The sequence below is a fragment of the Wolbachia endosymbiont of Phyllotreta cruciferae genome, from assembly GCF_918697765.1.
Classification (GTDB): Bacteria; Pseudomonadota; Alphaproteobacteria; order Rickettsiales; family Anaplasmataceae; genus Wolbachia; species Wolbachia pipientis.
This window is the reverse complement of record NZ_OU953855.1, coordinates 188,698-214,037: the sequence shown is the minus strand read 5'-3', so window position 1 is coordinate 214,037 and position 25,340 is coordinate 188,698. Positions and strand designations below refer to the sequence as shown.

At 34.9% G+C, this 25,340-nt stretch carries 23 protein-coding genes, 1 tRNA gene and 6 pseudogenes; 16 read left to right on the top strand and 14 right to left on the bottom strand.

What is annotated here, in order from left to right; translation table 11 throughout:
- Positions 1-16: 16 nt before the first annotated feature.
- The 5 genes from NL281_RS01070 to NL281_RS01050 all read left to right on the top strand — a co-directional run bounded on the left by NL281_RS01070 (position 17) and on the right by NL281_RS01050 (position 3,228).
- A complete protein-coding gene (locus NL281_RS01070; protein WP_253303428.1) occupies positions 17-790 on the top strand; it encodes a 30S ribosomal protein S6 in 774 nt (257 codons plus the stop codon).
- A complete protein-coding gene (gene rpsR / locus NL281_RS01065) occupies positions 790-1,065 on the top strand; it encodes a 30S ribosomal protein S18 (RefSeq protein ID WP_007548890.1) in 276 nt (91 codons plus the stop codon). Before NL281_RS01070 ends, rpsR begins: the two co-directional genes overlap by 1 nt.
- A 7-nt stretch (positions 1,066-1,072) precedes the next feature.
- Positions 1,073-1,627, top strand: a complete 555-nt coding sequence (rplI, locus tag NL281_RS01060) for a 50S ribosomal protein L9 (protein WP_006279792.1) — start codon at positions 1,073-1,075, stop codon at positions 1,625-1,627.
- A gap of 236 nt (positions 1,628-1,863) precedes the next feature.
- Entirely contained in the window at positions 1,864-3,156 is a 1,293-nt protein-coding gene (purB, locus tag NL281_RS01055; protein ID WP_253303427.1) for an adenylosuccinate lyase, read from the top strand.
- Positions 3,156-3,228: transfer RNA gene (locus NL281_RS01050), tRNA-Met, on the top strand. Before purB ends, NL281_RS01050 begins: the two co-directional genes overlap by 1 nt.
- 170 nt (positions 3,229-3,398) lie before the next feature.
- Here NL281_RS01050 and NL281_RS01045 read toward each other — a convergent pair.
- Positions 3,399-4,679, bottom strand: coding sequence for an iron-containing alcohol dehydrogenase (locus tag NL281_RS01045; protein ID WP_253303426.1), 1,281 nt, complete (start codon positions 4,677-4,679; stop codon positions 3,399-3,401).
- 42 nt (positions 4,680-4,721) lie between these two features.
- On the opposite strand from NL281_RS01045, the gene dapE reads away from it, so the two are divergent.
- Entirely contained in the window at positions 4,722-5,918 is a 1,197-nt protein-coding gene (gene dapE, locus NL281_RS01040) for a succinyl-diaminopimelate desuccinylase (RefSeq protein ID WP_182320691.1), read from the top strand.
- Between the two features lie 117 nt (positions 5,919-6,035).
- On the opposite strand, the gene nth is transcribed toward dapE, so the two are convergent.
- Both nth and icd read right to left on the bottom strand, forming a co-directional pair.
- Positions 6,036-6,674 (bottom strand): endonuclease III, encoded by a 639-nt coding sequence (gene nth / locus NL281_RS01035; RefSeq protein WP_006279797.1) that lies wholly within the window; start codon positions 6,672-6,674, stop codon positions 6,036-6,038.
- Between the two features lie 27 nt (positions 6,675-6,701).
- A complete protein-coding gene (icd, locus tag NL281_RS01030) occupies positions 6,702-8,129 on the bottom strand; it encodes an isocitrate dehydrogenase (RefSeq protein ID WP_006279798.1) in 1,428 nt (475 codons plus the stop codon).
- Between the two features lie 145 nt (positions 8,130-8,274).
- Between icd and NL281_RS01025 the strand changes: the two genes are divergently transcribed.
- Positions 8,275-8,811, top strand: coding sequence for an RDD family protein (locus NL281_RS01025; RefSeq protein ID WP_006279799.1), 537 nt, complete (start codon positions 8,275-8,277; stop codon positions 8,809-8,811).
- 22 nt (positions 8,812-8,833) lie between these two features.
- A complete protein-coding gene (locus NL281_RS08435; protein WP_256469377.1) occupies positions 8,834-8,962 on the top strand; it encodes a hypothetical protein in 129 nt (42 codons plus the stop codon).
- Between the two features lie 84 nt (positions 8,963-9,046).
- On the opposite strand, the gene NL281_RS01020 is transcribed toward NL281_RS08435, so the two are convergent.
- The 3 genes from NL281_RS01020 to NL281_RS01010 all read right to left on the bottom strand — a co-directional run bounded on the left by NL281_RS01020 (position 9,047) and on the right by NL281_RS01010 (position 11,761).
- The gene (locus tag NL281_RS01020) at positions 9,047-10,078 is read right to left on the bottom strand and encodes an IS4 family transposase (RefSeq protein ID WP_253303376.1); all 1,032 of its coding nucleotides are present in this window, start codon (positions 10,076-10,078) and stop codon (positions 9,047-9,049) included.
- Positions 10,079-10,213: 135 nt separating this feature from the next.
- Positions 10,214-10,564, bottom strand: coding sequence for an IS4/Tn5 family transposase DNA-binding protein (locus NL281_RS01015; RefSeq protein ID WP_370274043.1), 351 nt, complete (start codon positions 10,562-10,564; stop codon positions 10,214-10,216).
- A gap of 27 nt (positions 10,565-10,591) precedes the next feature.
- Positions 10,592-11,761, bottom strand: a complete 1,170-nt coding sequence (locus NL281_RS01010; RefSeq protein ID WP_253303197.1) for an IS4 family transposase — start codon at positions 11,759-11,761, stop codon at positions 10,592-10,594.
- A 146-nt stretch (positions 11,762-11,907) separates the two neighbouring features.
- On the opposite strand from NL281_RS01010, the gene NL281_RS01005 reads away from it, so the two are divergent.
- Positions 11,908-12,939 (top strand): IS4 family transposase, encoded by a 1,032-nt coding sequence (locus NL281_RS01005; protein WP_253303376.1) that lies wholly within the window; start codon positions 11,908-11,910, stop codon positions 12,937-12,939.
- 35 nt (positions 12,940-12,974) lie between these two features.
- On the opposite strand, the gene NL281_RS01000 is transcribed toward NL281_RS01005, so the two are convergent.
- Positions 12,975-13,397: an IS4/Tn5 family transposase DNA-binding protein gene (locus NL281_RS01000; protein WP_253303424.1), complete on the bottom strand. Its 423-nt coding sequence runs from the start codon at positions 13,395-13,397 to the stop codon at positions 12,975-12,977.
- 81 nt (positions 13,398-13,478) lie between these two features.
- Here NL281_RS01000 and NL281_RS00995 point away from each other — a divergent pair, with 81 nt between their 5' ends.
- The 5 genes and pseudogenes from NL281_RS00995 to NL281_RS00975 form a co-directional block, all read left to right on the top strand.
- A complete protein-coding gene (locus NL281_RS00995) occupies positions 13,479-13,679 on the top strand; it encodes a hypothetical protein (protein ID WP_253303423.1) in 201 nt (66 codons plus the stop codon).
- 59 nt (positions 13,680-13,738) lie between these two features.
- Positions 13,739-14,245 carry an inorganic diphosphatase gene (ppa, locus tag NL281_RS00990; protein ID WP_010082061.1) on the top strand — a complete coding sequence of 169 codons (507 nt, stop codon included), beginning with the start codon at positions 13,739-13,741 and terminating at the stop codon, positions 14,243-14,245.
- Between the two features lie 1,195 nt (positions 14,246-15,440).
- Positions 15,441-16,373 (top strand): annotated as a pseudogene (ltrA, locus tag NL281_RS00985) (group II intron reverse transcriptase/maturase).
- 135 nt (positions 16,374-16,508) lie between these two features.
- The gene (locus tag NL281_RS09065) at positions 16,509-16,763 is read left to right on the top strand and encodes a hypothetical protein (RefSeq protein ID WP_253303193.1); all 255 of its coding nucleotides are present in this window, start codon (positions 16,509-16,511) and stop codon (positions 16,761-16,763) included.
- 106 nt (positions 16,764-16,869) lie between these two features.
- Positions 16,870-17,147, top strand: a pseudogene (locus tag NL281_RS00975) (IS4-like element ISWosp8 family transposase); the annotation flags it as partial.
- A gap of 13 nt (positions 17,148-17,160) precedes the next feature.
- Here the strand turns inward: NL281_RS00975 and NL281_RS00970 are convergent.
- Positions 17,161-17,983, bottom strand: a pseudogene (locus NL281_RS00970) (IS5 family transposase).
- 72 nt (positions 17,984-18,055) lie between these two features.
- A pseudogene (locus tag NL281_RS00965) lies at positions 18,056-18,463 on the bottom strand (IS4 family transposase); the annotation flags it as partial.
- Between the two features lie 216 nt (positions 18,464-18,679).
- Between NL281_RS00965 and NL281_RS00960 the strand changes: the two are divergent.
- Positions 18,680-19,619, top strand: a pseudogene (locus tag NL281_RS00960) (IS110 family RNA-guided transposase).
- A gap of 193 nt (positions 19,620-19,812) precedes the next feature.
- Here the strand turns inward: NL281_RS00960 and NL281_RS00955 are convergent.
- From NL281_RS00955 to rlmB, 5 genes and pseudogenes are all read right to left on the bottom strand, one after another.
- A pseudogene (locus NL281_RS00955) lies at positions 19,813-20,778 on the bottom strand (IS4 family transposase); the annotation flags it as partial.
- A 453-nt stretch (positions 20,779-21,231) separates the two neighbouring features.
- Entirely contained in the window at positions 21,232-22,209 is a 978-nt protein-coding gene (locus NL281_RS00950; protein WP_253303422.1) for a quinone oxidoreductase family protein, read from the bottom strand.
- 170 nt (positions 22,210-22,379) lie between these two features.
- Complete coding sequence (locus tag NL281_RS00945; RefSeq protein WP_006279376.1) at positions 22,380-22,916, bottom strand: cytochrome c oxidase assembly protein; 537 nt, start codon at positions 22,914-22,916, stop codon at positions 22,380-22,382.
- Positions 22,917-23,639, bottom strand: a complete 723-nt coding sequence (locus tag NL281_RS00940; protein ID WP_010962942.1) for a Bax inhibitor-1/YccA family protein — start codon at positions 23,637-23,639, stop codon at positions 22,917-22,919.
- A 79-nt stretch (positions 23,640-23,718) separates the two neighbouring features.
- Entirely contained in the window at positions 23,719-24,483 is a 765-nt protein-coding gene (rlmB, locus tag NL281_RS00935) for a 23S rRNA (guanosine(2251)-2'-O)-methyltransferase RlmB (protein ID WP_253303421.1), read from the bottom strand.
- A gap of 92 nt (positions 24,484-24,575) precedes the next feature.
- Between rlmB and NL281_RS00930 the strand changes: the two genes are divergently transcribed.
- A complete protein-coding gene (locus NL281_RS00930; RefSeq protein WP_253303698.1) occupies positions 24,576-25,076 on the top strand; it encodes a Smr/MutS family protein in 501 nt (166 codons plus the stop codon).
- Positions 25,077-25,340: the final 264 nt, after the last annotated feature.

The window sequence follows — 25,340 nt, the reverse complement described above, 5'->3', positions numbered from 1 at the left end:
ATTAAAGGAAGATATAGTGAATCTTTATGAATTTACTTTTATAACACAACAAGGATTATTACAGCAAGAAGTAGAGGAGATGATCCAAGAGCTAGCTGTTTCATTGAAAAATATTAAAGCAGATGTTATGTTCCAGCAAATCAGGGATATTCTGAAAAAAGGAAATGACAAGCTTACAACACAAGAGTTAGAAGTGCGTGCTGAAAACATTAAAGAAGGTCTAGTTGCTTACTCTGATTTCTTGGAAGATCTTACAAAAATTTTATGGGTTGAATTGGAAGAAGATCTTTCAAATTTGAAAGAAGTGAAGTCAAAAATCGATAAAGAGTTGAAAGATGACCTAAAAGATTTAGGAATAACGCAAGATTTTACAAAATTTCTAGGAGGCAGTACTAAAAGTGCGTTTATCCATAACGCAGTAAATGCTTTGAAGAGAAATATTTCAGAACATCTAATAAAGATTTTTCAAGATATTTTGAAAGATTTTAGAATAAACGGTCCAACTCAATCGAGCAAAGCGTTGGAAATGCTTTTGAAAAACATTGAAGCATCAGGATTAATCAAGTATGAACATTGGGGTCTTTTGGATTTTGCATATCACAAAAATAAAATGAAGAGCGGTCATTATTGTATAATGTGCATAAGTTCTACTGCAAGCATTCTGGATGAATTTATGCGTAGAATGAAACTTAATGAGAACGTTATTCGCCACTTTCCTGTGCAGGTTGATAAAATTTTTGAAGGTAAATCTCATATGATGAATAAACAAATTGAGGAGCAAAGCGCATAATGATGAAAAGACGAAATAGTTTTAATAATTCTTACGTATCTGTAAATAATAGGACTGGCTTTAGGCGTTCTAAAGTTTGCCCTCTTGCTGCGTCTAAAGATGAAGACATAGATTATAAGAATATAGATTTATTATCCAAGTTTACCTCTGACTATGGTAGGATATTACCTAGAAGATTAACAGGCGTATGTGCAAAAAAACAAAGGAAGTTACGCTTAGCGATCATAAGGGCACGTTTTTTAGCTCTTATTCCTTACTGTACTAAAAAAGTTTAGGTAATTTATGTTGATAATTTTAAAGGAAAATATAAGGACTTTAGGTAAGCTTGGTGAAGTTGTCAAAGTTAAACCAGGTTATGCACGTAATTTTCTTTTTCCACAAAGAAAAGCGGTGAAAGCTACCAAGGAAAATTTAACAAAGCTAGAGGAGCAACGTTTATTACTGGAAGAAGAGAATATAAAAAGATTAAATGTAGCAAAAGAGCTTGCATTGTCACTACATGATAAGTTTGTGGTATTGATAAAGCAAGCTTCAGAGGATGGTAAAATTTTTGGTTCTGTAACAACACGTGAAATTGCGAAAATTTTACTACAAGAAGGACATGTGATAGATCACCGTAGTTTATCTTTTGGTGGAGTAAGCATCAAAAACTTGGGTGAATACCAAGTAAACGTAGAATTACATAGTGAAGTAGTAGTACCAATTACTATATACGTCGTAAAATCCGAAACAGATGCAAATGAGCTAAGGCAAGTAAAATTGCAAAATCAGAAGTCTGAGCAACAAGAGGCAGAGCAAGATGCGAATAAAGAAGCTACTGATGGTGATGATAGCTGATCAAAGATGATCCCTTGTTATAGTCGTAAAGAAATGTCTGCCATGGCTAAGCTGGTGTCATCCCAGTGCTCCCCTCATGTCATCCCAGTGCGTGACACTGGGATCCAGTTTATTTCATCATGGACATTATTTTATGCTTCTAGAATCCGTTGTCCATTGAATAATTTGCAAATACTTTTATATCTGGATTCCAGTGTCACGCACTGGAATGACACCATTATTGGAATAAATCAAAAATGATTCCCCGCTATAGCAGAAAAGAAATGTCTTCCATTTGGGAGGAAAATAATAAATTTAATATATGGCTTAAAATAGAAAAATTAGCGTGTGAAGCTCAAGCAAAGTTAGGAGTGATTCCGAATAATATTGCTGAGAACCTCTCTGGTGCTATTGAATTTGATGTTGAATATATCAACGAAATTGAATCCATTGTAAAACATGATGTTATAGCTTTTCTGACATATGTTGCTGAAAAAGCGGGAGTTGATGTTCGTTATCTTCATTATGGAATGACAAGTTCTGATGTTTTGGATACATGCCTTGCGGTGCAACTGAAAGAGTCCTGTGATATTTTGCTCGAGAATCTAAAAAATTTACTTGCAGCATTGAAAAAAAAAGCTGAGGACTATAAAGATATTGTTTGTGTTGGACGCAGTCACGGAATGCATGCAGAACCAACAACTCTTGGAATAAAATTTGCCAGATTTTATGCTGAATTTAAACGCAATTATCAGAGATTAATTAGCGCGCAAAAAGAGATCTCAATTTGTAAAATATCAGGTGCAGTAGGCAATTTTGCAAATGTTGATCCGTTTGTTGAAGAATATGTAGCGAAAGAAATAGGACTCATACCTGAAATCATATCGTCTCAAGTCATTCCTCGTGATAGACATGCTATGTTCTTTTCAGTTTTGGGAGTGATTGCAAGCTCAATAGAAAATGTTGCTGTTGAAATTCGTCATTTGCAAAGAACTGAAATCGGCGAAATTTCTGAGCATTTTTCCACTGGGCAGAAGGGAAGCTCTGCTATGCCACACAAATGTAATCCTATTTTAAGTGAAAATCTGACTGGACTCTCACGTTTAATACGCAGTTATGTTTTTCCTGCGTTAGAAAATGTTGCATTGTGGCACGAACGTGATATATCACACTCGTCTGTGGAAAGATGCATTGCTCCTGATGCTTGTATAACAATGGATTTTGCTTTAGTGCGATTAACAGATTTGATAGATAAATTGGTGATCAATAAGGAAAACATTGAAAAGAACTTAAATTCTTCAAAAGGTTTAGTTTTCTCACAGCGTGTATTGCTTGAGTTAGTAAATAGTGGTTTGGCGAGGGAAGAGGCGTATAAAATTGTTCAGAGCAATGCAATGAAAGTGAAACAAAACAACAGTGATTTTCTGGCCGAATTGAAACAAGATAAACCCTTACTTAAGGTTATTAACTCGGAAAAACTTGAATCTTTGTTTGATTTGAAGTATTATACGAAACATATAGATCGTGTGTATAATAAGGTTTTTAATTAGGCTGAGTAGCTCAGTTGGTAGAGCAGGAGGATCATAATCTCTTGGTCGGGGGTTCAAGTCCCTCCTCAGCCACTCGAACTAAACTATGTTTAGCAAAGCAGTGCTATTGGTGAAACCCAGTGTCAGTTACTTGGAATGAGTTGTATATCCACTCAGGTGAGGAGACAATGGATAAGAGATTGTGAAAAGGGTTTAGCTTTTGGCCTATGATCTCTTTAAATGACAGAATTTCACTACAAAACTTAACTTTCTTCTATGCAGTTAGCTAAGTCAAGAAAGGTGAATCTATCTCTTGTTGTAAACGCAAGATCGACCACTTTACAATATTGTTCTTTATTCCAACTGAGGTGCTCTGGTAAGTGTGGAATTGATAGATCTTCAAATATTTTTTGCAGGTGTTTTGCAGGTAGTAAATTTTGCTTAATTAAACTGGAAATATTATGCCATTCTTTACAAATAATCTCTTGGATTTTTTGCTGCATAATTTGCTTCTGTTCAAAAGTTCTTACAAATTCGATATTATCAAAGCACTGAGTTATATGTTTTACATCTAAAGTGGTCGGTTTGATAATCGGGTTTTGTATTGATAATATCTTTTCCTGCAAATTAGCCATGGTAATCGTCGTAACAGCAATTTTTTCGCCATGTAGTAAGGAATGATCTCTTGTTACCATTTCCATTGCGTGAGCTACCATATGCTCTCCTTGGCTTGCAGAATAGCTGCCTTTTGATATTACCATTCCAAGTCCTGAAATTAGTAGAACTTCCATAAGTAATAGGACCACTTTTCTACTTCTTTTAGTAAGCGCCGTATACTCTCTTAGCAAAATTTGCTCCAAATCGCGAACAAGTGTAAAAGGTAATTCATTGTATTCTGTGCCAAGCAACAAATGAGATAGTAGCCAGTCAGCCTGAACTGTTGAACGACAAATGAAATCTGCAAATCCGCTTAATGTGAGACGCAGTGGTGCATTGGCAAGTATGTCTATATCTATATATACTGCTCTTGGAAGATGTGCTTTGAACGATTTTTTATATCCATTTACTAATATTGAAGCATTTGCAGAGGTATATCCATTCATAGAAGCGGCTGTTGGGAACGATATATAATCTTTTTTCTCGAGGTAGCTTGCATATTTGCAGATATCGTTAACAGTGCCGCTACCAAATGCAACTATTAAGTCACTGTCTTTTGCTTTGTTTCTAACTAGATTTACGGTTTCAAGAGAGGCAGCTCTGCTTGGTGTCATGCAAGTAGCTGACACTGGGATCCAGGAAAACAACTTATGGATTCCAGTGTCACGCGCTGGAATGACAGGTGGAGCTGGAATAATTAAGTTAGGAATTTTATTAAGTACGTTTTTGTTTAAAAGTTTTGCTGTATTTTTATCTGCAACTAGAAAGACGTCATTTCCGTGTCGTGTGCATATTTCATAGATATCATCAGCAAGGTAGTAATCTGTTATTACTTCCCTTAGAAAAGTTTGTTCGGTTTGATGTAATATTTGTTTTAAATAGTGCATAGAGTGTTTACAATATAGCAGTATAAGTATTTTAAGATTGACATGAAAATTGACCCTGTAGAGCTAACTAGGAAATTGATCTCTTTTGAGAGTATAACACCAGAAGACAGCGGGGCAATAGAGTATATAGCAACAATCTTCAAGAAGAGCGGCTTTGATTGTGAGATTTTAGAATTTGGTGATAAAGTTAAAAATCTTTATGCGAAATATATAAATGGAGTACCAAATTTGTGCTTTGCTGGGCACGTTGATGTTGTACCACCGGGTCAGTTAAAAGATTGGGCATTTGGTCCATTTAATCCAGAAGTGAGGGATGGAATGCTATATGGAAGAGGGGCCGCTGATATGAAAAGCGGAGTAGCTGCATTTATTGCTGCTATGGTAAATTTGATTGCAGAGAAGTTTCAATTTAATGGTTCGATAAGTGCATTGATTACCAGTGCTGAAGAAAGCATGGAAGAATATGGAACAAAGGCAGTTTTGGAATGGATGAAAAATAAGCAGAAAAAGATAGATTTTTGTGTGGTTGGCGAACCAACCAGTAGTAAGAAATTAGGTGATACCATAAAAATAGGCAGAAGAGGTTCTGTAACATTTGAATTAATTTGCCATGGAAAACAAGGGCACGTTGCCTACCCAGACCTAGCAGACAATCCAATATATAAGGTAATATCGATATTGAGTAAGGTAAAAAATACTACTTTTGATCATGGTAATAAATATTTTCAGCCTTCACATTGCGAAGTTACTACTATCGATGTTGGAAATAATACTAGCAATCTAATACCTGGCTCAGCAACTACACGTTTTAACATTCGATATAACAATGAACAAACACCGGGTGGCTTATATAAGCTGATTGATGAAATATGCTCTAGTGTAACTAACGATTATAAGCTTTTTATGCATAGCAGCAGGGACGTTTTCCTCTCTACTCCCGATAGGAATACTGATATTATGCTTGATGCAATAAATAAAGTTACCAGTATTGATGCTGCGTTGAGCACAAGTGGTGGCACATCTGACGCTGCGTTTATCAAAGATGTTTGTCCAGTGATTGAATTTGGTATAATCAACAAAACTGCACATCAGATAAACGAATGCGTATCAGTAAACGATATACACAAGTTAACAGCTATATATAAGGAATTTATAGAAAATTATTTCAATCCCACTAATAAAATATTGAATCAGGTCAACGTGGTTAGTAATATATCTAGTGGTCCATTGTTAGCTTAGATGTAATCAGATCTCTTGCATAACTGTTGTTTGAATAATAACTTGTATCATTCCAGCAAAATGTGTCAAGTAAGTTTTTTCGTTTCTATAGCTACTTGGATGACAAAAGAAGAAATACTAGACTTTATACCTTTTGCACTCAAATTCACATAAATCATGAATTATGCACGTTTCACACGAAGGTTTCTGTGCTTTGCAAACATATCTACCATGCAAAACTAGCCAATGATGAGCATAAAGCAGGTATTTTTTGGGAACCACATTTAAAAGAGATTGCTCTGTTTTAAACACATCTTTTTCTTTCACAAGCCCAATTCTATTGCTCACTCTAAAAACGTGAGTATCAACTGCCAATGTTGGAATGCCCAGCCCCGAATTTAAGAACACATTAGCGCTCTTTCTCCCCACTCCAGGCAAAGACACCAAATCATCAAAATTAGTAGGTACTTTGCTGTTGTATCGTTCTACCAATATTTTACTAAGCCCGATTATATTTTTTGCTTTGGAATTATATAAACCAATACTGCTTATGCATTTTTTCAGCTCACTCTGCCCAAAGCTCAGCATTTTTTCTGGCGTATCAGCGATATTAAATAGTTCTCTTGTAATTTTATTAACGCTTACATCAGTTGTCCGCGCTGATAAAACTATCGCAACCAGTAACGTAAAATGATTGGTATAATTTAGCTCTATTTTTGGCGCAGGATTTGATTGTTGAAACTTTTCAAATATTAGTTCTACTTTTTTTGAGTCCATTTCATTTACCACACCTCTTTTAAATATTTAAACAAAGAACCCCTCTTTCCCATCATACAAATACAATTTGTCCATTCTCACCACGTCAAAATTGTGTTCTTCAAGTTTGATTAGCAAGTTATTCACATCACTATTTGTAATAGCTTGCTTTTCATTATTTGCGATAAACCTACAGGTTATTTGATCACTTGAAGGTTTTGAGTTTCCTGGCCAAATCGCAAGACCTTTTGAGTATATTGCTATCATTTGCAGATTACTCGATTCAAATAACCTAACTATTTGGTCAAAGTTGCTGGATTTGTCCCAAGCAAGCGCTATATCACTACCTACTAGCTTTTTGGTTTTATAGTCCTGTTCATAGCTATTTTGTATTTCACTTATTTTGCTATTTGTACTGCTACCGACTGTAAGCTCAGATAATGTTTTCGGTTTTTTTCCTAGATTATCTATAACGGCTTCTGCAAATTCTTTGGTACCAATTTTCTGTTTACTCTTTTTCTCTTTATATAAATCGGCGGTATGTATTCCATCCTCCAAAGTCTTGAGCCATGCATCGTAAATTAGTTTTGCAGTACTCACTTGACTGATGTAGACCAACATATGCACTGCAGCATTCAAAAGTCCAGAAGGATTAGCTATGTTTTTTCCTGCAATATCAGGAGCAGAACCGTGCACTGCTTCAAACATTGCATATTCATTACCTATATTGCTACTTCCAGCGAGTCCAACAGATCCAGAGGTTTGCGCCACAATGTCCGATAATATATCGCCATATAAGTTCTCGGTTACTATAACATCGAAATTCTCCGGTTCTGTGGCAACACGTGCCATCCCAATATCGACTATATAATGTTCTGCCTTTATGTCCGGGTATTCCTTTGCAATACGATCAAACGCCGCATGGAAAGTTCCGTCAGTCATTTTCATTATGTTATCTTTAGTAAGACAAGTTACCTTCTTTCTACTATGTTTTTTTGCATATTCAAAAGCGTACCTGCATATTTTTTCTGAGCCGGATCTAGTAATAATTTTAGTGCATTGGTAAGAGTCACCAGTGAGCCTGTGCTCTATTCCGGTGTAAACGTCCTCTTCATTTTCACGTATTACTACGATATCAAACTTATCGAATTTATTTTCTATAACAGGATGATATGAAATGCATGGTCTGATATTTGCATACAACCCTAGATTTTTTCTGAGTGCAACGTTTAAGCTTTTGTGGCCTTTACCTTGAGGAGTTGTTGTTGGAGATTTTAATAATATTTTTGTCCTTTCAATTGATTCCCAACCACTTGGAGAAATTCCGTGAGACCATTCTTTACTATAAACACGCTCCCCTATTTCAATAATATCTATTGAGATTTTCGCTTCTGCTTCGCGCAATATCGACAGCACCGCTTCCATGATTTCTGGTCCGATACCGTCGCCATATGCAACTGTGATTGGTGTTGACATAACTTCCCTAGTTATAAATGATTTAATATTAATTTAAATAATAGAGTGGCACAAGTAGCTAATATTACCCAAGTTAGTATATTTACGGTTATTTAATAACGTATTTTTATATTATATGATGATATTATGAAATATAGGTGGGGTTATGAATACTGAAATAAATGTTAAAGTAAATTATGTAGGATTTACAAGGCGTATTGTAGCAGAAATACTTGACCTCATCATATTTTCCCCTCATTTTATCTTCGGTTTTATCTATGGTGTATTCATCGTATCATTACAAGATCAAGATAAAGACTCTTTTCAGGAACTTGCACAACTAGCAACAGAAATACCATTTATAGTTTCTACAGTGGTCGCAACATTAGTACTAACAATATCCAAAATATTAATGGTAACAAAACTTGGTGGTACCCCAGGAAAACTATTGTGTGGTATGCATATTAAAGATGCTAATACATTTACAAATGTTACCCTTATGCAAGCAACAATAAGATGTATTTCTAAGGGAAGCATCTGGATTATTTTTCGCTTTTTGCTTCATCTGCATTATCATGGTTATACTTTTCTATATCTTTTAATTGTGCTAATTTTATTTTTGTTTGCAGTATTTGATCAACGCAAACAGACTTTTTACGATAAAATTGCAAAAACAGTAGTGATAGACTATAAATCTAGTTGATATTTTTCTTTATAGGTAGTACATGGATAAAAAAGTAAACTACTCAACGATGACAAGACGTACTCTAGCATTTATAGTTGATTGTATTTTATTTATCGCAATACCATTTGGTTTAATGCTTACTTTTACCCACAATTTTGAGAGGTTATGATGTGAAGCATAACAATGCTCTCCTTAAGGTTTTCATAGCCCCGCCATAGAGTCATAGACCCTGGTAAATTATCACTTTTTCTATTCATAAATCACCCAATTTTCCTAACCAAATAATAGCTTGTTTTATGTTTGGAGGTTCTTCGGGTAATGTTGCTACCCGATACTCACGCATGTAAAGGACCTTCCACTCTTCGTTGCTTAAAATTTTAGTACAAATTTCCATGGGATTTGATAAAGCCACTTTTGTCAAATATAAAATTTTAAACGCGATTATACTTTTTATAGCAATTAACTTCTGTAATCTTTCTTTTGTAGCTAAGCGGGAGCTTTCTATCTTACATCCTGATTTTAAAATCCTAAAATACTCTTCAATTTTCCACCTTAGCTTATACCAATTTATCTTTTCTATGGCATCTAAAGTATTATTAATCGGTACATTAGTTAGTAGAGTCCAGTCGATAGCTTCCAATCCATCAGGAGGATTTGTTTCTTTTGCACTTACCACATATACAGGGATTTTATCACTTATTTTATGTATTGTATCTTTTGACCCATAAATGGAAGAAGATCTGATAGGTATATAGCCTTTCATATACTTAACTTCAATATTAGCTTTCCTTGATCTCTGGTTTCCACCTTTAGTAACTTCTAGAGAAATTTTCTTTTTTACTGGCAGTTGAGTGATGCGTGTTTGCAAATCTGTTTTTCCGACTTCAGTACAGATAAATCTTCTATTAGCTCGATTGCGGATTACATAAAAACTACCTAACGTCTCAGCCACCCATAAAAATTTGAAGATGTCTGCTTCCCTATCACCAAGGGTAACAAGTTGTACATTTGGAGGAAGGTTGTTTATAGTTTCTTTAAGAGCTGTTATCCACTTATAACTTTCTTTTTCTTCTATGGAGGTACGGTATTTTCTGTTTGCTTTTTCTTGTGCCGTTTCTTCTTCCCTAATAGAACGCGCCCAACATTGTTGGGAAGATAGACCTAAAGGTAATCCGTCTCTGCTGACTATTAAGGCACTATGCAACAGTAAACCCATTTTATGCTTTGTATAAGCTTTAGAAATACTGCCTAGTCTCTTGGTCTTTATACTTACTTTTACCCACAAATAAAAACATAGTATTGTATTTACTCAAATAATTTAATTTTATTAACCTGAAAGCTTATTAGATTAAAATTATTAAACTAAGAGTTATAATTTTAGCAACTAAAAGCTGTAAATTGCACCATATAAACAGTTATTTCAAGCAAAAGTTATGCCATTAAGAGCTATGCAACAAACATTTATATTTGTGGGTAATAGTAAGGTCTTTATATGAGAGTCAAAATCCAAATAACTTGTATCTTGAACTGAAAAGACCAACTGGTTTCCTTTTATTCTTTCCTTAGTTTCTTTATAATGGGAAGAATAAATTTCCTTATCTTCAAGCTTTTCATTGCTAAATAATCTATATGCACCCTTAGCTTCTTTCCACCCACTACAGCTTTGATTAATTGAACCAGATGCCTTACCCTCTATGCAATAACTTGTTTTTATAAGCCTTTTATTAAGCCTTTTATCTCCCAAATTAATGTGTTTTAACTCTCTTTCCAGCCATTTATCCCATAAGTGTTGAAAGTATCAAAAATAACGTGATATGAGATGATCAACGGCATGTAAATTACCTCCCGACAGTAAAACAATCGAACGTATAAAAGAGTCATTTAGATCCAATGTGAATTGCAGTAATGCTATTTTGAACCCATGTAGATTATTTTTGATTTTATAAACAAGAAATAACAAAGCCGTAATAATAATCATGTAAATATACACCTTCATGCCATTCATAGTATGGCTTAAAAAGTGCTTATATCCAAGATTTTGCTTTATAAATTTAAAGAACACTTCTATATCCCATCTGCGCCTATATAGCTCTGTTACTTCATAAGCTGGCATTTCAAACAAGTTTGTCAAAAACCATATTTCATCTCCAATTTTATTTCTGATTTTTATTAGCCGTAGATCATGCTTTTCTGCCACTTTACCTCGTGCACGATAAAGATTAACTATTATATCTTCTAAAATCTCTGATCCATCCGATTTTTGTTCTCTTATAACTTTGTTCCTGCTTATAACATCATGTTTTCTTCCTACTTTAACTCTTGTGATAAATTTGTACTCCTTTTCATCAAATTCGGCAAAAGTTCCAACTTTTCTGATTCCTCTATCAAATAATAAAATATCCTCTTTTTCAACTTTAGCTTCATTAATTGCTCTCACTAATGCTATATCTTCACTACTTTCTTCTTGTCCTTTACAAAATCTTATACTTGTCGGCAATTGATCCTTTAATCCTACACTCACTTTAACTTGACTGTCGTTACTTTTACCGCCTATTTTTAGCCCATCTTTTATGAGATATCCCGATAAATTTATGATCGTCGAATCAAACTTATGTAAGTTATTTGATGTTTTTTGGGGTAATAGCTTTTTAATCTTGCTCATCAAATCAATATATACTCCCTTAAAATATTCTGGATTTATAACTTTTAACCTTTTTGACAAACCACTGTATGTTACTGTACTTTTATCGCTATTCTTATCCATTATACACCTGTTTATTACCATTTCTAGCGCTCTTAGGCTTGTTTTTTGCCCCATTAATATTAACTTCATTAGACCTTTAAATATAATCTTGCCCAACAATTTAGTATTACATTTATCTACTTCACTTAATTTTCCTAGCCTTTCTAAATCCTCATCTTTTATTAAATTTAGTACTCTTTCTATTTGATCCATTATTGCCTCCATTTTCTTGCAATAATAGTTCTTTATGTCTTTTTTGTGTTACTTTCAACACTTATGCCATTTATCCCCTAAGCCATCTGTATATTGCACGCTTGTACTTGTTTCTATCATTTTGATCCTAAATTATTTAGCTTACTCACTTTTTACATTTGTGGGTAAAAGTAAGTATAAAGACCAAGAGACTAGGCAGTATTTCTAAAGCTTATACAAAGCATAAAATGGGTTTACTGTTGCATAGTGCCTTAATAGTCAGCAGAGACGGATTACCTTTAGGTCTATCTTCCCAACAATGTTGGGCGCGTTCTATTAGGGAAGAAGAAACGGCACAAGAAAAAGCAAACAGAAAATACCGTACCTCCATAGAAGAAAAAGAAAGTTATAAGTGGATAACAGCTCTTAAAGAAACTATAAACAACCTTCCTCCAAATGTACAACTTGTTACCCTTGGTGATAGGGAAGCAGACATCTTCAAATTTTTATGGGTGGCTGAGACGTTAGGTAGTTTTTATGTAATCCGCAATCGAGCTAATAGAAGATTTATCTGTACTGAAGTCGGAAAAACAGATTTGCAAACACGCATCACTCAACTGCCAGTAAAAAAGAAAATTTCTCTAGAAGTTACTAAAGGTGGAAACCAGAGATCAAGGAAAGCTAATATTGAAGTTAAGTATATGAAAGGCTATATACCTATCAGATCTTCTTCCATTTATGGGTCAAAAGATACAATACATAAAATAAGTGATAAAATCCCTGTATATGTGGTAAGTGCAAAAGAAACAAATCCTCCTGATGGATTGGAAGCTATCGACTGGACTCTACTAACTAATGTACCGATTAATAATACTTTAGATGCCATAGAAAAGATAAATTGGTATAAGCTAAGGTGGAAAATTGAAGAGTATTTTAGGATTTTAAAATCAGGATGTAAGATAGAAAGCTCCCGCTTAGCTACAAAAGAAAGATTACAGAAGTTAATTGCTATAAAAAGTATAATCGCGTTTAAAATTTTATATTTGACAAAAGTGGCTTTATCAAATCCCATGGAAATTTGTACTAAAATTTTAAGCAACGAAGAGTGGAAGGTCCTTTACATGCGTGAGTATCGGGTAGCAACATTACCCGAAGAACCTCCAAACATAAAACAAGCTATTATTTGGTTAGGAAAATTGGGTGATTTATGAATAGAAAAAGTGATAATTTACCAGGGTCTATGACTCTATGGCGGGGCTATGAAAACCTTAAGGAGAGCATTGTTATGCTTCACATCATAACCTCTCAAAATTGTGGGTAAAAGTAAGGTCTTTATATGAGAGTCAAAATCCAAATAACTTGTATCTTGAACTGAAAAGACCAACTGGTTTCCTTTTATTCTTTCCTTAGTTTCTTTATAATGGGAAGAATAAATTTCCTTATCTTCAAGCTTTTCATTGCTAAATAATCTATATGCACCCTTAGCTTCTTTCCACCCACTACAGCTTTGATTAATTGAACCAGATGCCTTACCCTCTATGCAATAACTTGTTTTTATAAGCCTTTTATTAAGCCTTTTATCTCCCAAATTAATGTGTTTTAACTCTCTTTCCAGCCATTTATCCCATAAGCCATCTGTATATTGCACGCTTGTACTTGTTTCTATCATTTTGATCCTAAATTATTTAGCTTACTCACTTTTTACATTTGTGGGTAAAAGTAAGGGTTATATGTTGCTGATTATTTCTTTATGGAGCAAAAATTATTTAATCCAATAAAAGGTGTCCTACCACAGGATAATTTTGCTAATCTAGTAATTGCTGCAGTGCTTACTATCGTAATAGTATATGCTTTATTTCAATTATCACAGGAACCACCACTTTCAACAGTCAATAAGATGACGAATGAAAATTTAGGACAGCCCGTGCAAAATAAGTTTAGAATTACATAAATGTAGCAACTTAAAAGCATATATTGTATAATGCTTATTCTTAAGTTAAGAGGTAATTTATGGATTTAAGTAAAATAACAGCAGGACCAAATGCGGTGAATGTGGTAATTGAAATAAGTGCGAATGCTGAGCCTGTAAAGTATGAATTTAATAAAGAGTTTAGGTTGTTACAAGTTGACAGATTTTTATCTACCTCAATGACTTATCCTTGCAATTATGGGTTTGTACCAAATACCTGCGCAGGTGATGGTGATCCTGTGGATGTTTTGGTGCTAACTCAGTTTCCCTTAGCATCTAGTGTTTTAATATCGGTGCGTCCGATAGGCGCATTACTCACTAAAGATGAAAAAGGAGAAGATGAGAAAATATTAGCTGTGCCTGTTTCCAGTGTTGATAGCTATTATGACAATATAAAGGACTATTCTGACTTATCTAAAAGCCTACTAGATAAAATTACTCATTTCTTTTCTCATTATAAAGATCTAGAAAAGGGAAAAACGGTAGCAGTTGGAGAATGGGTTGGTGTGGAAGAAGCAAAGAAAATCATTGAAAAAAGCAGAAATTAGTTTTTATTGATTTATAGCTAAAGTGGCTTAGGTTTGCCCACAATTTGAAAAACAACAAATTCGTCATTCCGCTACTTGTTAGCGGAATCTATACCGCGCACAACTGTACGAACATTGCAATATGGCACATAGTAAACGATGTCATTCCAGTGCGTGACACTGGGATCCAGACTTTCCGTAAAAACGTTATATTTTAACATAACACTTATATGCTCACCAACTTAGTGCTAATCAAAATCCTGGATCCCAGTGTCTGGGCACTGGGATGACAAGAAAGGGAGCACTGGAATTTTTGTTTCAATATTTGTACATTAGCCATGCATCTGAACAGACAATGGCGTCAACTTAAGGAAAAATATCAGCGATAGTGTATAAAATTTCTCTCTAAAACTTTTACCATTAAATTATCCAGAAGCCGCAGGAAACAGCACTTTTGTTTCTATTTTATTTCAACAAAGAAGTTTAAAATGTGTCCTTTTTAGGTGAAACATGCGTGCGCCAAGCAAAGTGCGTAAAGTCCAGTTGGTGAAAATCCAACCCAGGCAAAGCCTAGCCAGCAGGCTGGAACAAACCACTATGCTGCGTAAGGTAACGAGCGTAGTAAAGCTAGTGGAATGGACAACACAGGGTACAACGAAAGTGAAGGTATTGAGTCCCGAAATTCTCGATGTCATAGAGGTCGACACGTTGCATATAGTGGAAGACAGCAAGAAGGGTAACAATAGGGCAAGTTATCACTCACTCTATCGGGATCTGAGGCCGTATCACGTGTTGAGATGGAGTTTACGTAAACTTGGGAGATCCTTTGTATTCCTATTAAGGTACGTTGGAACAAGTCAACAAAGGCGAGTACTGACGGAAGATATAAAGGAAGTCGGACTGATTGATAGTACTCAGAGTGTGGGAAAGCCACATACAAGGGGAAGCGGTCAGCAATATAGTGACTGGTTTAGGAATTGCTATGCCAATACAACGGAGGTTGGAATAACGTGCAAAGAAAACTAAATCAGATAGCAGTAAGAGCCAGGCAAGATAAACGATTGAAATTTAATCGTTAATTCATCTGATAAACGCAGAGAATCTTGCTGAATGTTATAAAGAGCTAAAGCATAACAAAGCATGCGGTATAGACCAGGTGACAGTAGAAGCTTATGGAGAAAATCTTGAAGAGAAGCTCAACACTCTGGTGGATAGTATGAAAAGAAAGCGATATCAACCGCAACCAGTGAAAAGAGTATATATACCAAAAGCTGGAAGCAAAGAGAAACGCGGGCTTGGAGTACCGTCTACAGAAGATAAGTTAGTCCAGATAATGCTGAAGAAGATATTAGAAAATATTTATGAAGCTAACTTTCTGGATAACTCATATGGTTTTCGTCCTGGTAGAAGCTGTCATCAAGCGGTAAATGCACTAAATAAAGCAGTTATGTACAGACCAACTAACTATGTAGTAGAAGTTGATATCAAGAAATTCTTTGATAATGTCCAGCACAAATGGCTAATGAGATGCTTGAGAGAACGGATAACAGACCCAAACATACTGTGGTTAGTAAAACGATTTCTTAAGGCAGGAGTAGTCGAAGCAGGACATTATGAAGCAACTGAACTAGGCACACCTCAGGGGGGAATAGTAAGTCCTATACTAGCTAATATATAGTTGCATTATGTGCTGGATTTGTGGTTTGAAAAGAAATTCAAGCTAAGATCTAAAGGTTATATGGAGCTAGTTAGGTATGCAGACGATCACCTGATTTGCTGCGAAAGAGAAAAAGATGCTAGAGAACTCTTAGAGTCACTGAAACAAAGGCTAGGAAAATTTGGACTGGAAATATCTGAAGACAAAACAAGAATAGTAAAGTTTGGCAAAAAGGAGTGGCAACAAGGAATAAGGGAGAAACGAAAAACGGAAAGTTTCAACTTTCTAGGATTCACCCATTATGGTACAAGGAGTCGTAAAGGTAGAGTAATGGTAGGTCATAAAACCTCGAAAGAAAATCTATCTAGAAAACTTAAAGAAATCAAAGAATGGGTGAAAAAGATCCGAAATAAAGTTCACCTTAAAGACTTACTATTACCCACAAATATAAATGTTTGTTGCATAGCTCTTAATGGCATAACTTTTGCTTGAAATAACTGTTTATATGGTGCAATTTACAGCTTTTAGTTGCTAAAATTATAACTCTTAGTTTAATAATTTTAATCTAATAAGCTTTCAGGTTAATAAAATTAAATTATTTGAGTAAATACAATACTATGTTTTTATTTGTGGGTAATAGTAAGCCTTAAAGATTGGTGGTCAATACTTAAAGCAAAACTAACAGGACACTATAACTACTTCGGAGTTAGCGGAAATTACCGGTGGTTGAATAAATTCTTCTGGCGGGTAATCAAGCTAGCGTATAAATGGATAAACCGACGTAGTCAGAAGAAGAGTATGAATTCAAAGCAATTTATACACTATCTACAAGTTAATCCATTACCAAAACCAAGAATATGCTACTCATTATATACAAAATAGGAAATGCTGTGAATACTACATTGTGGAGCCGTGTGCGGGAAAGCTGCAAGCACGGTTCTGGTGGGGGAGTCATAGCGATAAAACTTAATCAGGAGGATTTAAAACTATGACTTCTACCAAACAAAAAGGAAAAAACCTTATTCTACAAATTAAAAATATAATATACTCGAAAACTTTTCAGAAAATCCATTGTGTTGAGTTTTACACGAACAAGAAAACTTCCTTTTTCGACAGTATTTTCTATGATTTTAAAGTTAGTTAAAAAAAGTTTGGGAATAGAATGTGAACTTATGGAGCCATTGACATGTACCCTCAAAGCAAGCTTTTTCTAAAGCAAGGTATAAGATTTGCCATACAGGCTTTCAAGAATTTAAGAGGTTGTCCACAAACCAGTAAATCAAGCATATTCCCTACTTAACATAACTTTACTCATAGCCAGATATATGAAACTTTCAGTAGATGTTGTAAGTAAATCGTACTCCTTTGATAGCCTTCTATTTCTATTGATCCAAGCAAAAGTCCTCTCTACCACCCACCTTCTCGGCTGTACTGAAAATCCAGGATCCCGTTGTGGCAATAGTTCTAGTGGTGTATCTTTATGCACCCAAAACCTACATGGAGGCCTTTTGACAATTTCAATATCTATCCCATATTCTCTCTTTACGTAATCCTTTAAATCTTTTCCTTGGTATCCCATATCAGCCCACATTTTCTTAATATTGCTGTATTTTTCCTTCATATTGTCCAATGCCATCTTCACCCCATCTCTGTCATTTTCGCTTGCAGCTCCTACATAGCAACCAAGCACAAATCCTTGAGTATCTGTGATTATATGTCTTTTTCTCCCCTTTACCTTTTTCGCACCATCATAACCTTTGACCCCCCTTTTTCCGTGGTTTTTACCGATTGACTGTCCACTATGCATGCGCTCGGCTTCCCATTTTTGACCTACTATATTTAGTGATATCATAGTTCATTTTCTCAAAAATTCCCTGCTTTTTCCATCTTCTAAACTGTTCATGCACAGCCTTCCACGGCGGAAAATCGTGTGGTAAATAGCGCCATTGACATCCTGTGCGCAGTATATAAAGAATTGCATCTACTATCTCACACTTACTGTATTTTGGTGGCCTTCCTCCTTTCTTGTACGATACTCTGAAGTGTTTTTCTATTCTTGCCCATTCCCTTTTACTTAAATCTGTTGGATATTTTTTCCTCATCTCTTACCTCAATATTCTTTCTTTATATACTACGTATTCCTTGGTTTGTGGACAACCTCTCAAATCTTACTATTACCCACAAATATGAGGTTCGTGAGCAAGTCGCCATCCTTCTGCTAAATCAAAGAGACGTTTATATCCTTTCCAAAGAGTAATTGGTCCTGGTTTTGGGTCGCTTTTTCTTGCTAAATGACCTCCAAGTTCACGAAACGGCTTCTTTTATAGTAGGGGCTATATTTGGACATGGTTTCCTGTGTATTTTAACATATAAAACTTTCCATTCTTCCTCAGCTAATAAGGCAGTACATGGTAATGTTGGGTTAGTTCTTGCAATTGATGTAATAAAGAAAATTCTCCAAGCAATAATGCTCATGACTGTTAAATACCTCATTAATCTTTCTGCTGTTCCAAGTCTACATTCCTCAACTTTGAGACCGGATTTAAAATTTTATGTAATATCTCTATTTTCCATCTAAGGCAATTGTAAGTTAAAAACGTGATATAAAAGAGATAAGAGAGAAAGATAACCCTGCTCACTAGGAATAGCGGGCGTGCGCGACCGAAAGGAAATTGGTATTACAACCGTTGGTATCAAGGTACGCTAGCCCTATCTCTCGATACGTTTGAATAGTTGCTTGGGACATATATATGCACCCGTTTACAATCTTAAATTAACTAAAACTATCGAGGTTTATTATGGTTACATCTTATCAAAATTTTATTGGCATTGACATCGGAAAATTTAAAAATGTCGTTGCAATTTACAAACAGAAGAATGCTGTCGAATTTGATAATAATGCTTCTGGTTGGCAACAATTATTTCAAGAGTTTTCAGATATTCTACCTAATGCTTTAGTGACTTTAGAAAATACAGGGAAATATGAGCTTGGCTTATCACATTTTCTTACCGACAAAAATATTGCCGTGCATCGAGCTAATACTCGTAAAGTAAAAAGCTTTATTTTATCTCACGGAACTTTAGCAAAGTCTAGATGCAAGAGCTCTTGCTCAATATGGATTTGAACGCCATAGAACTATCTCTCTATTTGTACCTACCTCTACAGAACAATCAACTTTGGCTGCACTTTGTCAACGTCGTGATGATATTACGCAAATGAGAACTCAAGAAAAATGCAGACTTGAAGCACCGGAAAATGATCATATAAAAGAAAGCTGTCAAAAGACCATTGAGTTTTTCGATAGTCAAATAAACGAACTCAATGATACTATACAAAAGATTATTGATGAAAGCCGCGAATTACAACAACGCCAAAAAATTCTTAAAACAGTTCCTGGAATAGGTAAAAAGTTATCACAAGATTTTTTGTGTTTAATGCCAGAGCTTGGTTACTTAAATAGAAAAGAAGTAGCAAGTCTTGCCGGAGTTGCACCGCATCCAAAAGAAAGTGGTAAAGCTGTTGGTTACCGAAGGATTACAGGTGGTAGAAGTAACGTTCGTTCAAAGCTCTTTACAGCCGCTATGGCTGCTACAAGGTCAAAATCTATACTTGGCGCCTTTTATTCTAAGCTTGTTGAAAGTGGTAAGAAGAAGATGGTGGCTATAACAGCCCTAATGCGTAAAATTATAGTAATTGCTAATACAAGACTTAAAGAAGCAATTAATTTGCATACTTAAAAATCTTCACAACGGTAACTGAAATTGGCTAATGAATATGTGCGTCCACACAGACTTAAAGCACATATTCATTAGCTTAAGCAGAAATTGCTGTGGTAGCTGTTTGATATAAAATTCTATTTCTATGACAAACGGGTTTTTATTGCCCATATAATTTGCAAAATTACACAAATAAAAAAATTTTTAAAAAACATAGTTGATACCAACTAATTTTTTCAACAGCTTCATCGAAAGTATTAACTGAAAGATTCGTTAATAGCATCCATTCTAGCGGTTTTTTTTAAGGGAAGGGGAGTTTTCTCAACAACATAAACTGCATAAAGTGGTAATTTAGGTAGTTCTTCCGTCTTATGCCTAATATTATTCTTAGATGGATTCATCATAAACTTTCCAAATCTAACTTCCAAACGTGCTGTTCTTTTTCTACCGTACCTGCACAATGAGAGGATTTAATAAATGCCCATAACTTCTGCTCACCTTTTTCAGGATATCGAGATTTTCTATTTACTGCTCTATCTCTGCATGCTCTAACTAGCACTGCCGAATTAAGACTATGTGCAAGCTCAAAAAAGTCATATATATCTGCTTCTCTATCGCATACAGTTATAGTCTCAGTTTGAGTTGGATCAATAATATTATTTGTTTTTCTTAAAGTTTCCAACCACTTTACGCTTTCTTTATCTTCAATGCGATCGCTCTTTTTTTTAAGGTTCTCAGTTTCTTCAGGTCTTGAATAAACTTTTTGATCTAGTATCCCTAGTACCAAACCTTCTATACTAACGGCAAGAGCTGTATGCATTATAATACCTTTTGCAGTATCATAACTGGACAAATTTGCTAATCCGCTTGTTTTTTTATGGTTATTATATACAATGTAACTGGTATCTTGAATGACAAGAACCCTCTTGTGAGCTTTTGTTCTTTCAACTGTTTTATCAATGTGTGAAGCTAGAATATCGACTTCTTTTACGTTCTCATTTTAAAAAAAACGATATGCTGCTTTTGCTTCTGACCAACTTCCGCATGCCTCATTAATTGAGCTTTCAGGTAAACTTATCAAACTGTCAGCAATATTTACTAATCGGTCAGTTAATCTTTTATCTCCAAGTACAGCATCTCCAAATTCATTTTTAGCCCATTCATTACTCTCGTTTGCCATTTTTATACCCTCAATATTTGCAAACTCTAATATTGTAATACTTTATTTATAAGTACATTTATATTTGTGGGTAATAGTAAGGAATGACACCGTCTTGGATGGAAACCAGTGTCAGCTACTTTCATGACACCATCATAAGGTGAAACTGGATCCCAGTGTTTGGGCACTGGGATGACAAGAAGAGAGCACTGGAATGACAGGAGAAGGGGGGCTACTACCGTCATAAAGGAACCAGTGTCAGCTACTCGGATGATACCTTCTTTCTACTTAGTTTGGGTTATGCAAGAAGTCTATTCGCGGTATAGATTCCGCTAACACGTAGCGGGATGACGGTTGTCGGTAAATCTAAGTCAGTTTAGCTATATGCTTTTAATTCCCCCAAAAGGAGAATGAAATATGTGAAATTCTAGTTGATATAATTTAATGAATGGTTAGTTTAAATTACTAATTTATTTAAGAGACTTTGATGATATTTAGCCCACTCGCTTTTCTATTTTCCATATCACGATGTGCTTGAATTATTTCATCAAATTTATATTTTTTATTGATCCGTACAGTTAAAAGTTTTTTTCTTATCATCTCGAAGATTTCCATTGTGGTAAGCACTAATGTGAATCTATCATGCTTATAATGGTATATTGAGGTTCCAGTTGCAAATAACGAACGTGAACTAAGTAAAGAAAAACTAATAGGAGCGTTACCTGATATCTGCCCATAGGAAACGTATATGCCGAACCTGCCTAAAGATTCAAAAGAGAGCTTACTTGTAGCGTAACCTATGGGGTCATACACTGCACCTACTCCTCTGTTTTGCGTAATCTCCATAATTTTAGAAACGAAGTCTTTATCATTGTAGTTTATTGCGTATGTGCAGCCACTTTGTAAAGCTATCTTCATTTTTTCATCAGAGCTTACAGAACCTATCACTACACCTTTTTTATCCTTTGCCCATTGACATATTATTTGCCCTAAGCCACCATTAGCTCCATAAACTAGCACGAAAGCACCAGGCCTGATTTTATAAGATTGATTAACTAAATAGTGAGCTGTCATACCTTTAAACAGCACTGCAGCAGCAACTTCATCAGATATGTCATCTGGAATTTTTATCAGATATTTCTGGTGTATAATGCGCTTTTCACAATATGCCCCTGGAGGAGCTGTGCAATATCCAACTCTGTCTCCAACTTTGAATCCATCACTGATTTTTTTACCAAGTTTTTCAATAACCCCAACTGCTTCCACTCCAAGCACTGATGGTAAATTTTTAATTTTGCGTGTACCTTTTCTGTGCTCTAAATCATAACGATTTAAGCCGATAGTTGTGTGACGCACTAAGACTTCCTCGCCTTTTGGCTCACCTATGCTCTTATCTACAAATTCTAATACTTCTGGTCCCCCAGTTTTTTTAATTTGTATAGCTCTAACCATGATGAATATTAAGACAAAAACTTTGATTATGTTATCTAACAATTAATATTTTGCAAAGTTATTGTTTTCACAATCAATAGACTTCTTGCGTTACCTCCTGTCATTCCAGTGTCAGCTACTTGGATGACACCCTATTGATTACTGAAATGACATGGTTTGCAAACATTCTGTTACTTAAGCTTAAAAAACGTGTATGACAGTGTTATTTCGCTCAAATCTTTTGTATTGTTATCAAGCATTATCTCAGGATCTATATAAAAAGATACGGGCATAGCTGCTTTTTGTTTTGGTAGCAACATTTGTTCTTCAAAACAAAAGCATGCAATTTTATTGAAATACTTACCTGCTTTGAAAGGCGTAACGTTATACACCGCCATTCCAAATGAAGGCTGATCAGATAGATTTTTTGCGTAATAAAACGCTAAACTTTGTTCTCCTATGTTTACGTCAACGTAGTTAGTTTCTGATTTAAACTCCCAAGGTAGATCGGACATTATATCAGCATTGAAATGGACCCTGATCTTTTGGTTAGTTATATTTGTTGTTGTGTTAGTTACTTTTCTTATTGTGCCACCATACCCAGTAGCTTTACAGAAAATGCTATATAGAGGTACCGATGCATATGCAAGACATATCATCGACACAACTAAAGATACTAAAAAGAAAACTATAGAATTCTTACTGCCTTTCCTTAAAAAGGAAAACATCTAATCCCTATTGTTGAACAAGTTAAGTAACCTGAGTAGATTGAGAAATATATTAATAAAGTCAAAATAAAGATTAGTTGCACCGAGTATTGCCAATTTAGTAGTAGCAACTTCTGATCCGTCATTATGTTTATAATAAACGTCCTTGATTCTTTGAGCATCATACGCAGTCATTAAGGTAAAGACTATTACTGATATGAACGATATTGCAAAGTGGAGAGGACTACTTCCAAGAAATAAATTTACTATAGACGCAATGATTAACCCCCAAACTCCCATAATCAAGAAAGAGCCCATACTTGTAAGATCTCTTTTTGTAGTATTGCCATATAAAGCCATAGAGCCAAACATGATTGATGTAATGAAAAACGCCCTTGCTATATTTTCTGCAGTATAAACTATAAAAACATAAGATAAGGAAAGCCCCATTAACACTGAGAACGAGAAAAATATAGTAACGGCAGACTGAGCACTTAGGTGTTGAATTCTATAAGACATGTAGAACACCAATGCAACCGGAGATAACATTACCACAAGCGATAGAACGGGATTAGAATAAATTACTTGAAAAAGACCAGAAAATACTGTTAAAAATGCAACAAGCCCTGTGACGCCCAAAGCTAAAGCCATGTAATTGTATACTTTAGTTAGGTAACTTCTAAGCCCAGCGCTATAGTAAACGCCTTGAGAGCGAATATCCTGTTCATTTCTCATATAAGACATAATATAACTCCTTTTGTCCATTATTTAACACATTATAATATAAAACCACATTTTTATCAAGTGTTTTTATTATAAACAGCTATGCGCTGGCATTTGTTTTAATATAAATAGAATATAGGCCTATTGCTGCTGCATTTGAAACATTTAAGCTGTCAATTACGTTTGATATTGGGATCTTTAAAAGATAATCACAATTTTCTTTAACTAACCTCCGCATTCCTTTCTCTTCAGAACCAAAAATAATTACTCTTTTTTTCTCAAGACTCTTTATTTCATCTATATTTTCTTTAGCATTGCAATCAAACCCGTAACACCAGTAGCCGACCTTTTTTAAATACTGCATAGTTTTTACTATATTTGTAACGTATATTAGCGGAACAATATCTAAAGCCCCACTTGCTGCTTTTGCAATAGATGCATTTTCACTCGGTGAATGGTTATGTGGTAAAACCAATGCGTTGACATTAAAACAAGCTGAAGTTCTTAAAATCGACCCAATATTGTGCGTGTCAGTGACTTGATCTAAAATGACTATAGTAGAGCTGTCGTTTGAGCTTTCAGCTACTTCTTCGATGCTTAAGTTATAAAGAATAGGGGCAACATTTAAAGCAATTCCTTGATGGTTAGCACCTTTAGATAAAACGTCATTAAGTATTTTGTTTTCTACTAATCGAACTTTAATGTCCTTACTATTTACACATTGCCTAATTTCTTTTTCATGTTCTCTATAGAAATTTTCTGTTACTAACAGTTCTATACACTGCCTATTTTTATTCTTCAGTGCTGACATGCAGGTGTGCTTTCCATACAGCCAAAAATTCTCATTAGTTTTTGACGATTTCATCGTATTATCGAAAATCGGGTTTTTATAGAATAAGCAACATTTTACTATGTTTGGATATTGTTGTAAAATTATACAATTCGATTAATGCGTTTATGTCGGACGATGAGTTGGATTGGCAAAAAAATGTTAAGCCAATAGAATGTGGAAAAGTTACTTTGAAAGTTGATCATAAAGTAAATATAAAGTCTATGGTTGATAAAGGTACCTCCGACTTACAAAGGAATTTTCTTAATACCAATAATGGTAACTCATCATTTTGTCTTGACAAAAACACAAAATCAAAAGTTGATAGGGGTAAATATTTTATAAGCGATAAGCTCGATTTGCACGGCTATAGTATAGAGGATGCTTACTGTAAATTGATAGATTTTATTATCAAAAATTATCGAGCAGGAAATAGATGTTTATTGGTAATTACGGGATACGGCAGTGCAACAAATAAAACAGACACTATAAAGAGTAACTTAAATAAATGGTTAAATGACACTAAAATCCAGCATATGGTTCTATACTACCAACAAGCTACGAAAAAACATGGTGGTAAAGGGGCTTTTTATGTTTTATTAAGAAGGAATAAAAACCTTGAGTCCTGATACTTAAAATTCCTTTTAAGCCTTAATTTTTCTTGTATAACCATACAGTGTTCGGCAGCGCGTGACGCACAACTGTGCGAACATTGTGATTTGGGTCTACCAGGAAGGATGTCTCCCAGTACCTTGTATCTTGAAAAAAGCATCTAATGCTTTAAGCTTAAGCATTAGATGGAGAAGGGAAAAACTCTGGGCAATACCTTAGATATAAAATCTGTGGGAAAGAAAAGAGTTCCCTTCTCAAAAGTAGAGGCTGGACGGTATCGT

Coding starts and splice junctions, on each gene's coding strand:
- rpsR (WP_007548890.1), top strand. CDS start 790: ATGATGAAAAGACGAAATAGTTTTAATAATTCTTACGTATCTGTAAAT.
- rplI (WP_006279792.1), top strand. CDS start 1,073: ATGTTGATAATTTTAAAGGAAAATATAAGGACTTTAGGTAAGCTTGGT.
- purB (WP_253303427.1), top strand. CDS start 1,864: ATGATTCCCCGCTATAGCAGAAAAGAAATGTCTTCCATTTGGGAGGAA.
- NL281_RS01045 (WP_253303426.1), bottom strand. CDS start 4,679: ATGCACTATTTAAAACAAATATTACATCAAACCGAACAAACTTTTCTA.
- dapE (WP_182320691.1), top strand. CDS start 4,722: ATGAAAATTGACCCTGTAGAGCTAACTAGGAAATTGATCTCTTTTGAG.
- nth (WP_006279797.1), bottom strand. CDS start 6,674: ATGGACTCAAAAAAAGTAGAACTAATATTTGAAAAGTTTCAACAATCA.
- icd (WP_006279798.1), bottom strand. CDS start 8,129: ATGTCAACACCAATCACAGTTGCATATGGCGACGGTATCGGACCAGAA.
- NL281_RS01025 (WP_006279799.1), top strand. CDS start 8,275: ATGAATACTGAAATAAATGTTAAAGTAAATTATGTAGGATTTACAAGG.
- NL281_RS08435 (WP_256469377.1), top strand. CDS start 8,834: ATGGATAAAAAAGTAAACTACTCAACGATGACAAGACGTACTCTAGCA.
- NL281_RS01010 (WP_253303197.1), bottom strand. CDS start 11,761: ATGGAGGCAATAATGGATCAAATAGAAAGAGTACTAAATTTAATAAAA.
- NL281_RS01000 (WP_253303424.1), bottom strand. CDS start 13,397: ATGATAGAAACAAGTACAAGCGTGCAATATACAGATGGCTTATGGGAT.
- NL281_RS00995 (WP_253303423.1), top strand. CDS start 13,479: ATGGAGCAAAAATTATTTAATCCAATAAAAGGTGTCCTACCACAGGAT.
- ppa (WP_010082061.1), top strand. CDS start 13,739: ATGGATTTAAGTAAAATAACAGCAGGACCAAATGCGGTGAATGTGGTA.
- NL281_RS00950 (WP_253303422.1), bottom strand. CDS start 22,209: ATGGTTAGAGCTATACAAATTAAAAAAACTGGGGGACCAGAAGTATTA.
- NL281_RS00945 (WP_006279376.1), bottom strand. CDS start 22,916: ATGTTTTCCTTTTTAAGGAAAGGCAGTAAGAATTCTATAGTTTTCTTT.
- NL281_RS00940 (WP_010962942.1), bottom strand. CDS start 23,639: ATGTCTTATATGAGAAATGAACAGGATATTCGCTCTCAAGGCGTTTAC.
- rlmB (WP_253303421.1), bottom strand. CDS start 24,483: ATGAAATCGTCAAAAACTAATGAGAATTTTTGGCTGTATGGAAAGCAC.
- NL281_RS00930 (WP_253303698.1), top strand. CDS start 24,576: ATGTCGGACGATGAGTTGGATTGGCAAAAAAATGTTAAGCCAATAGAA.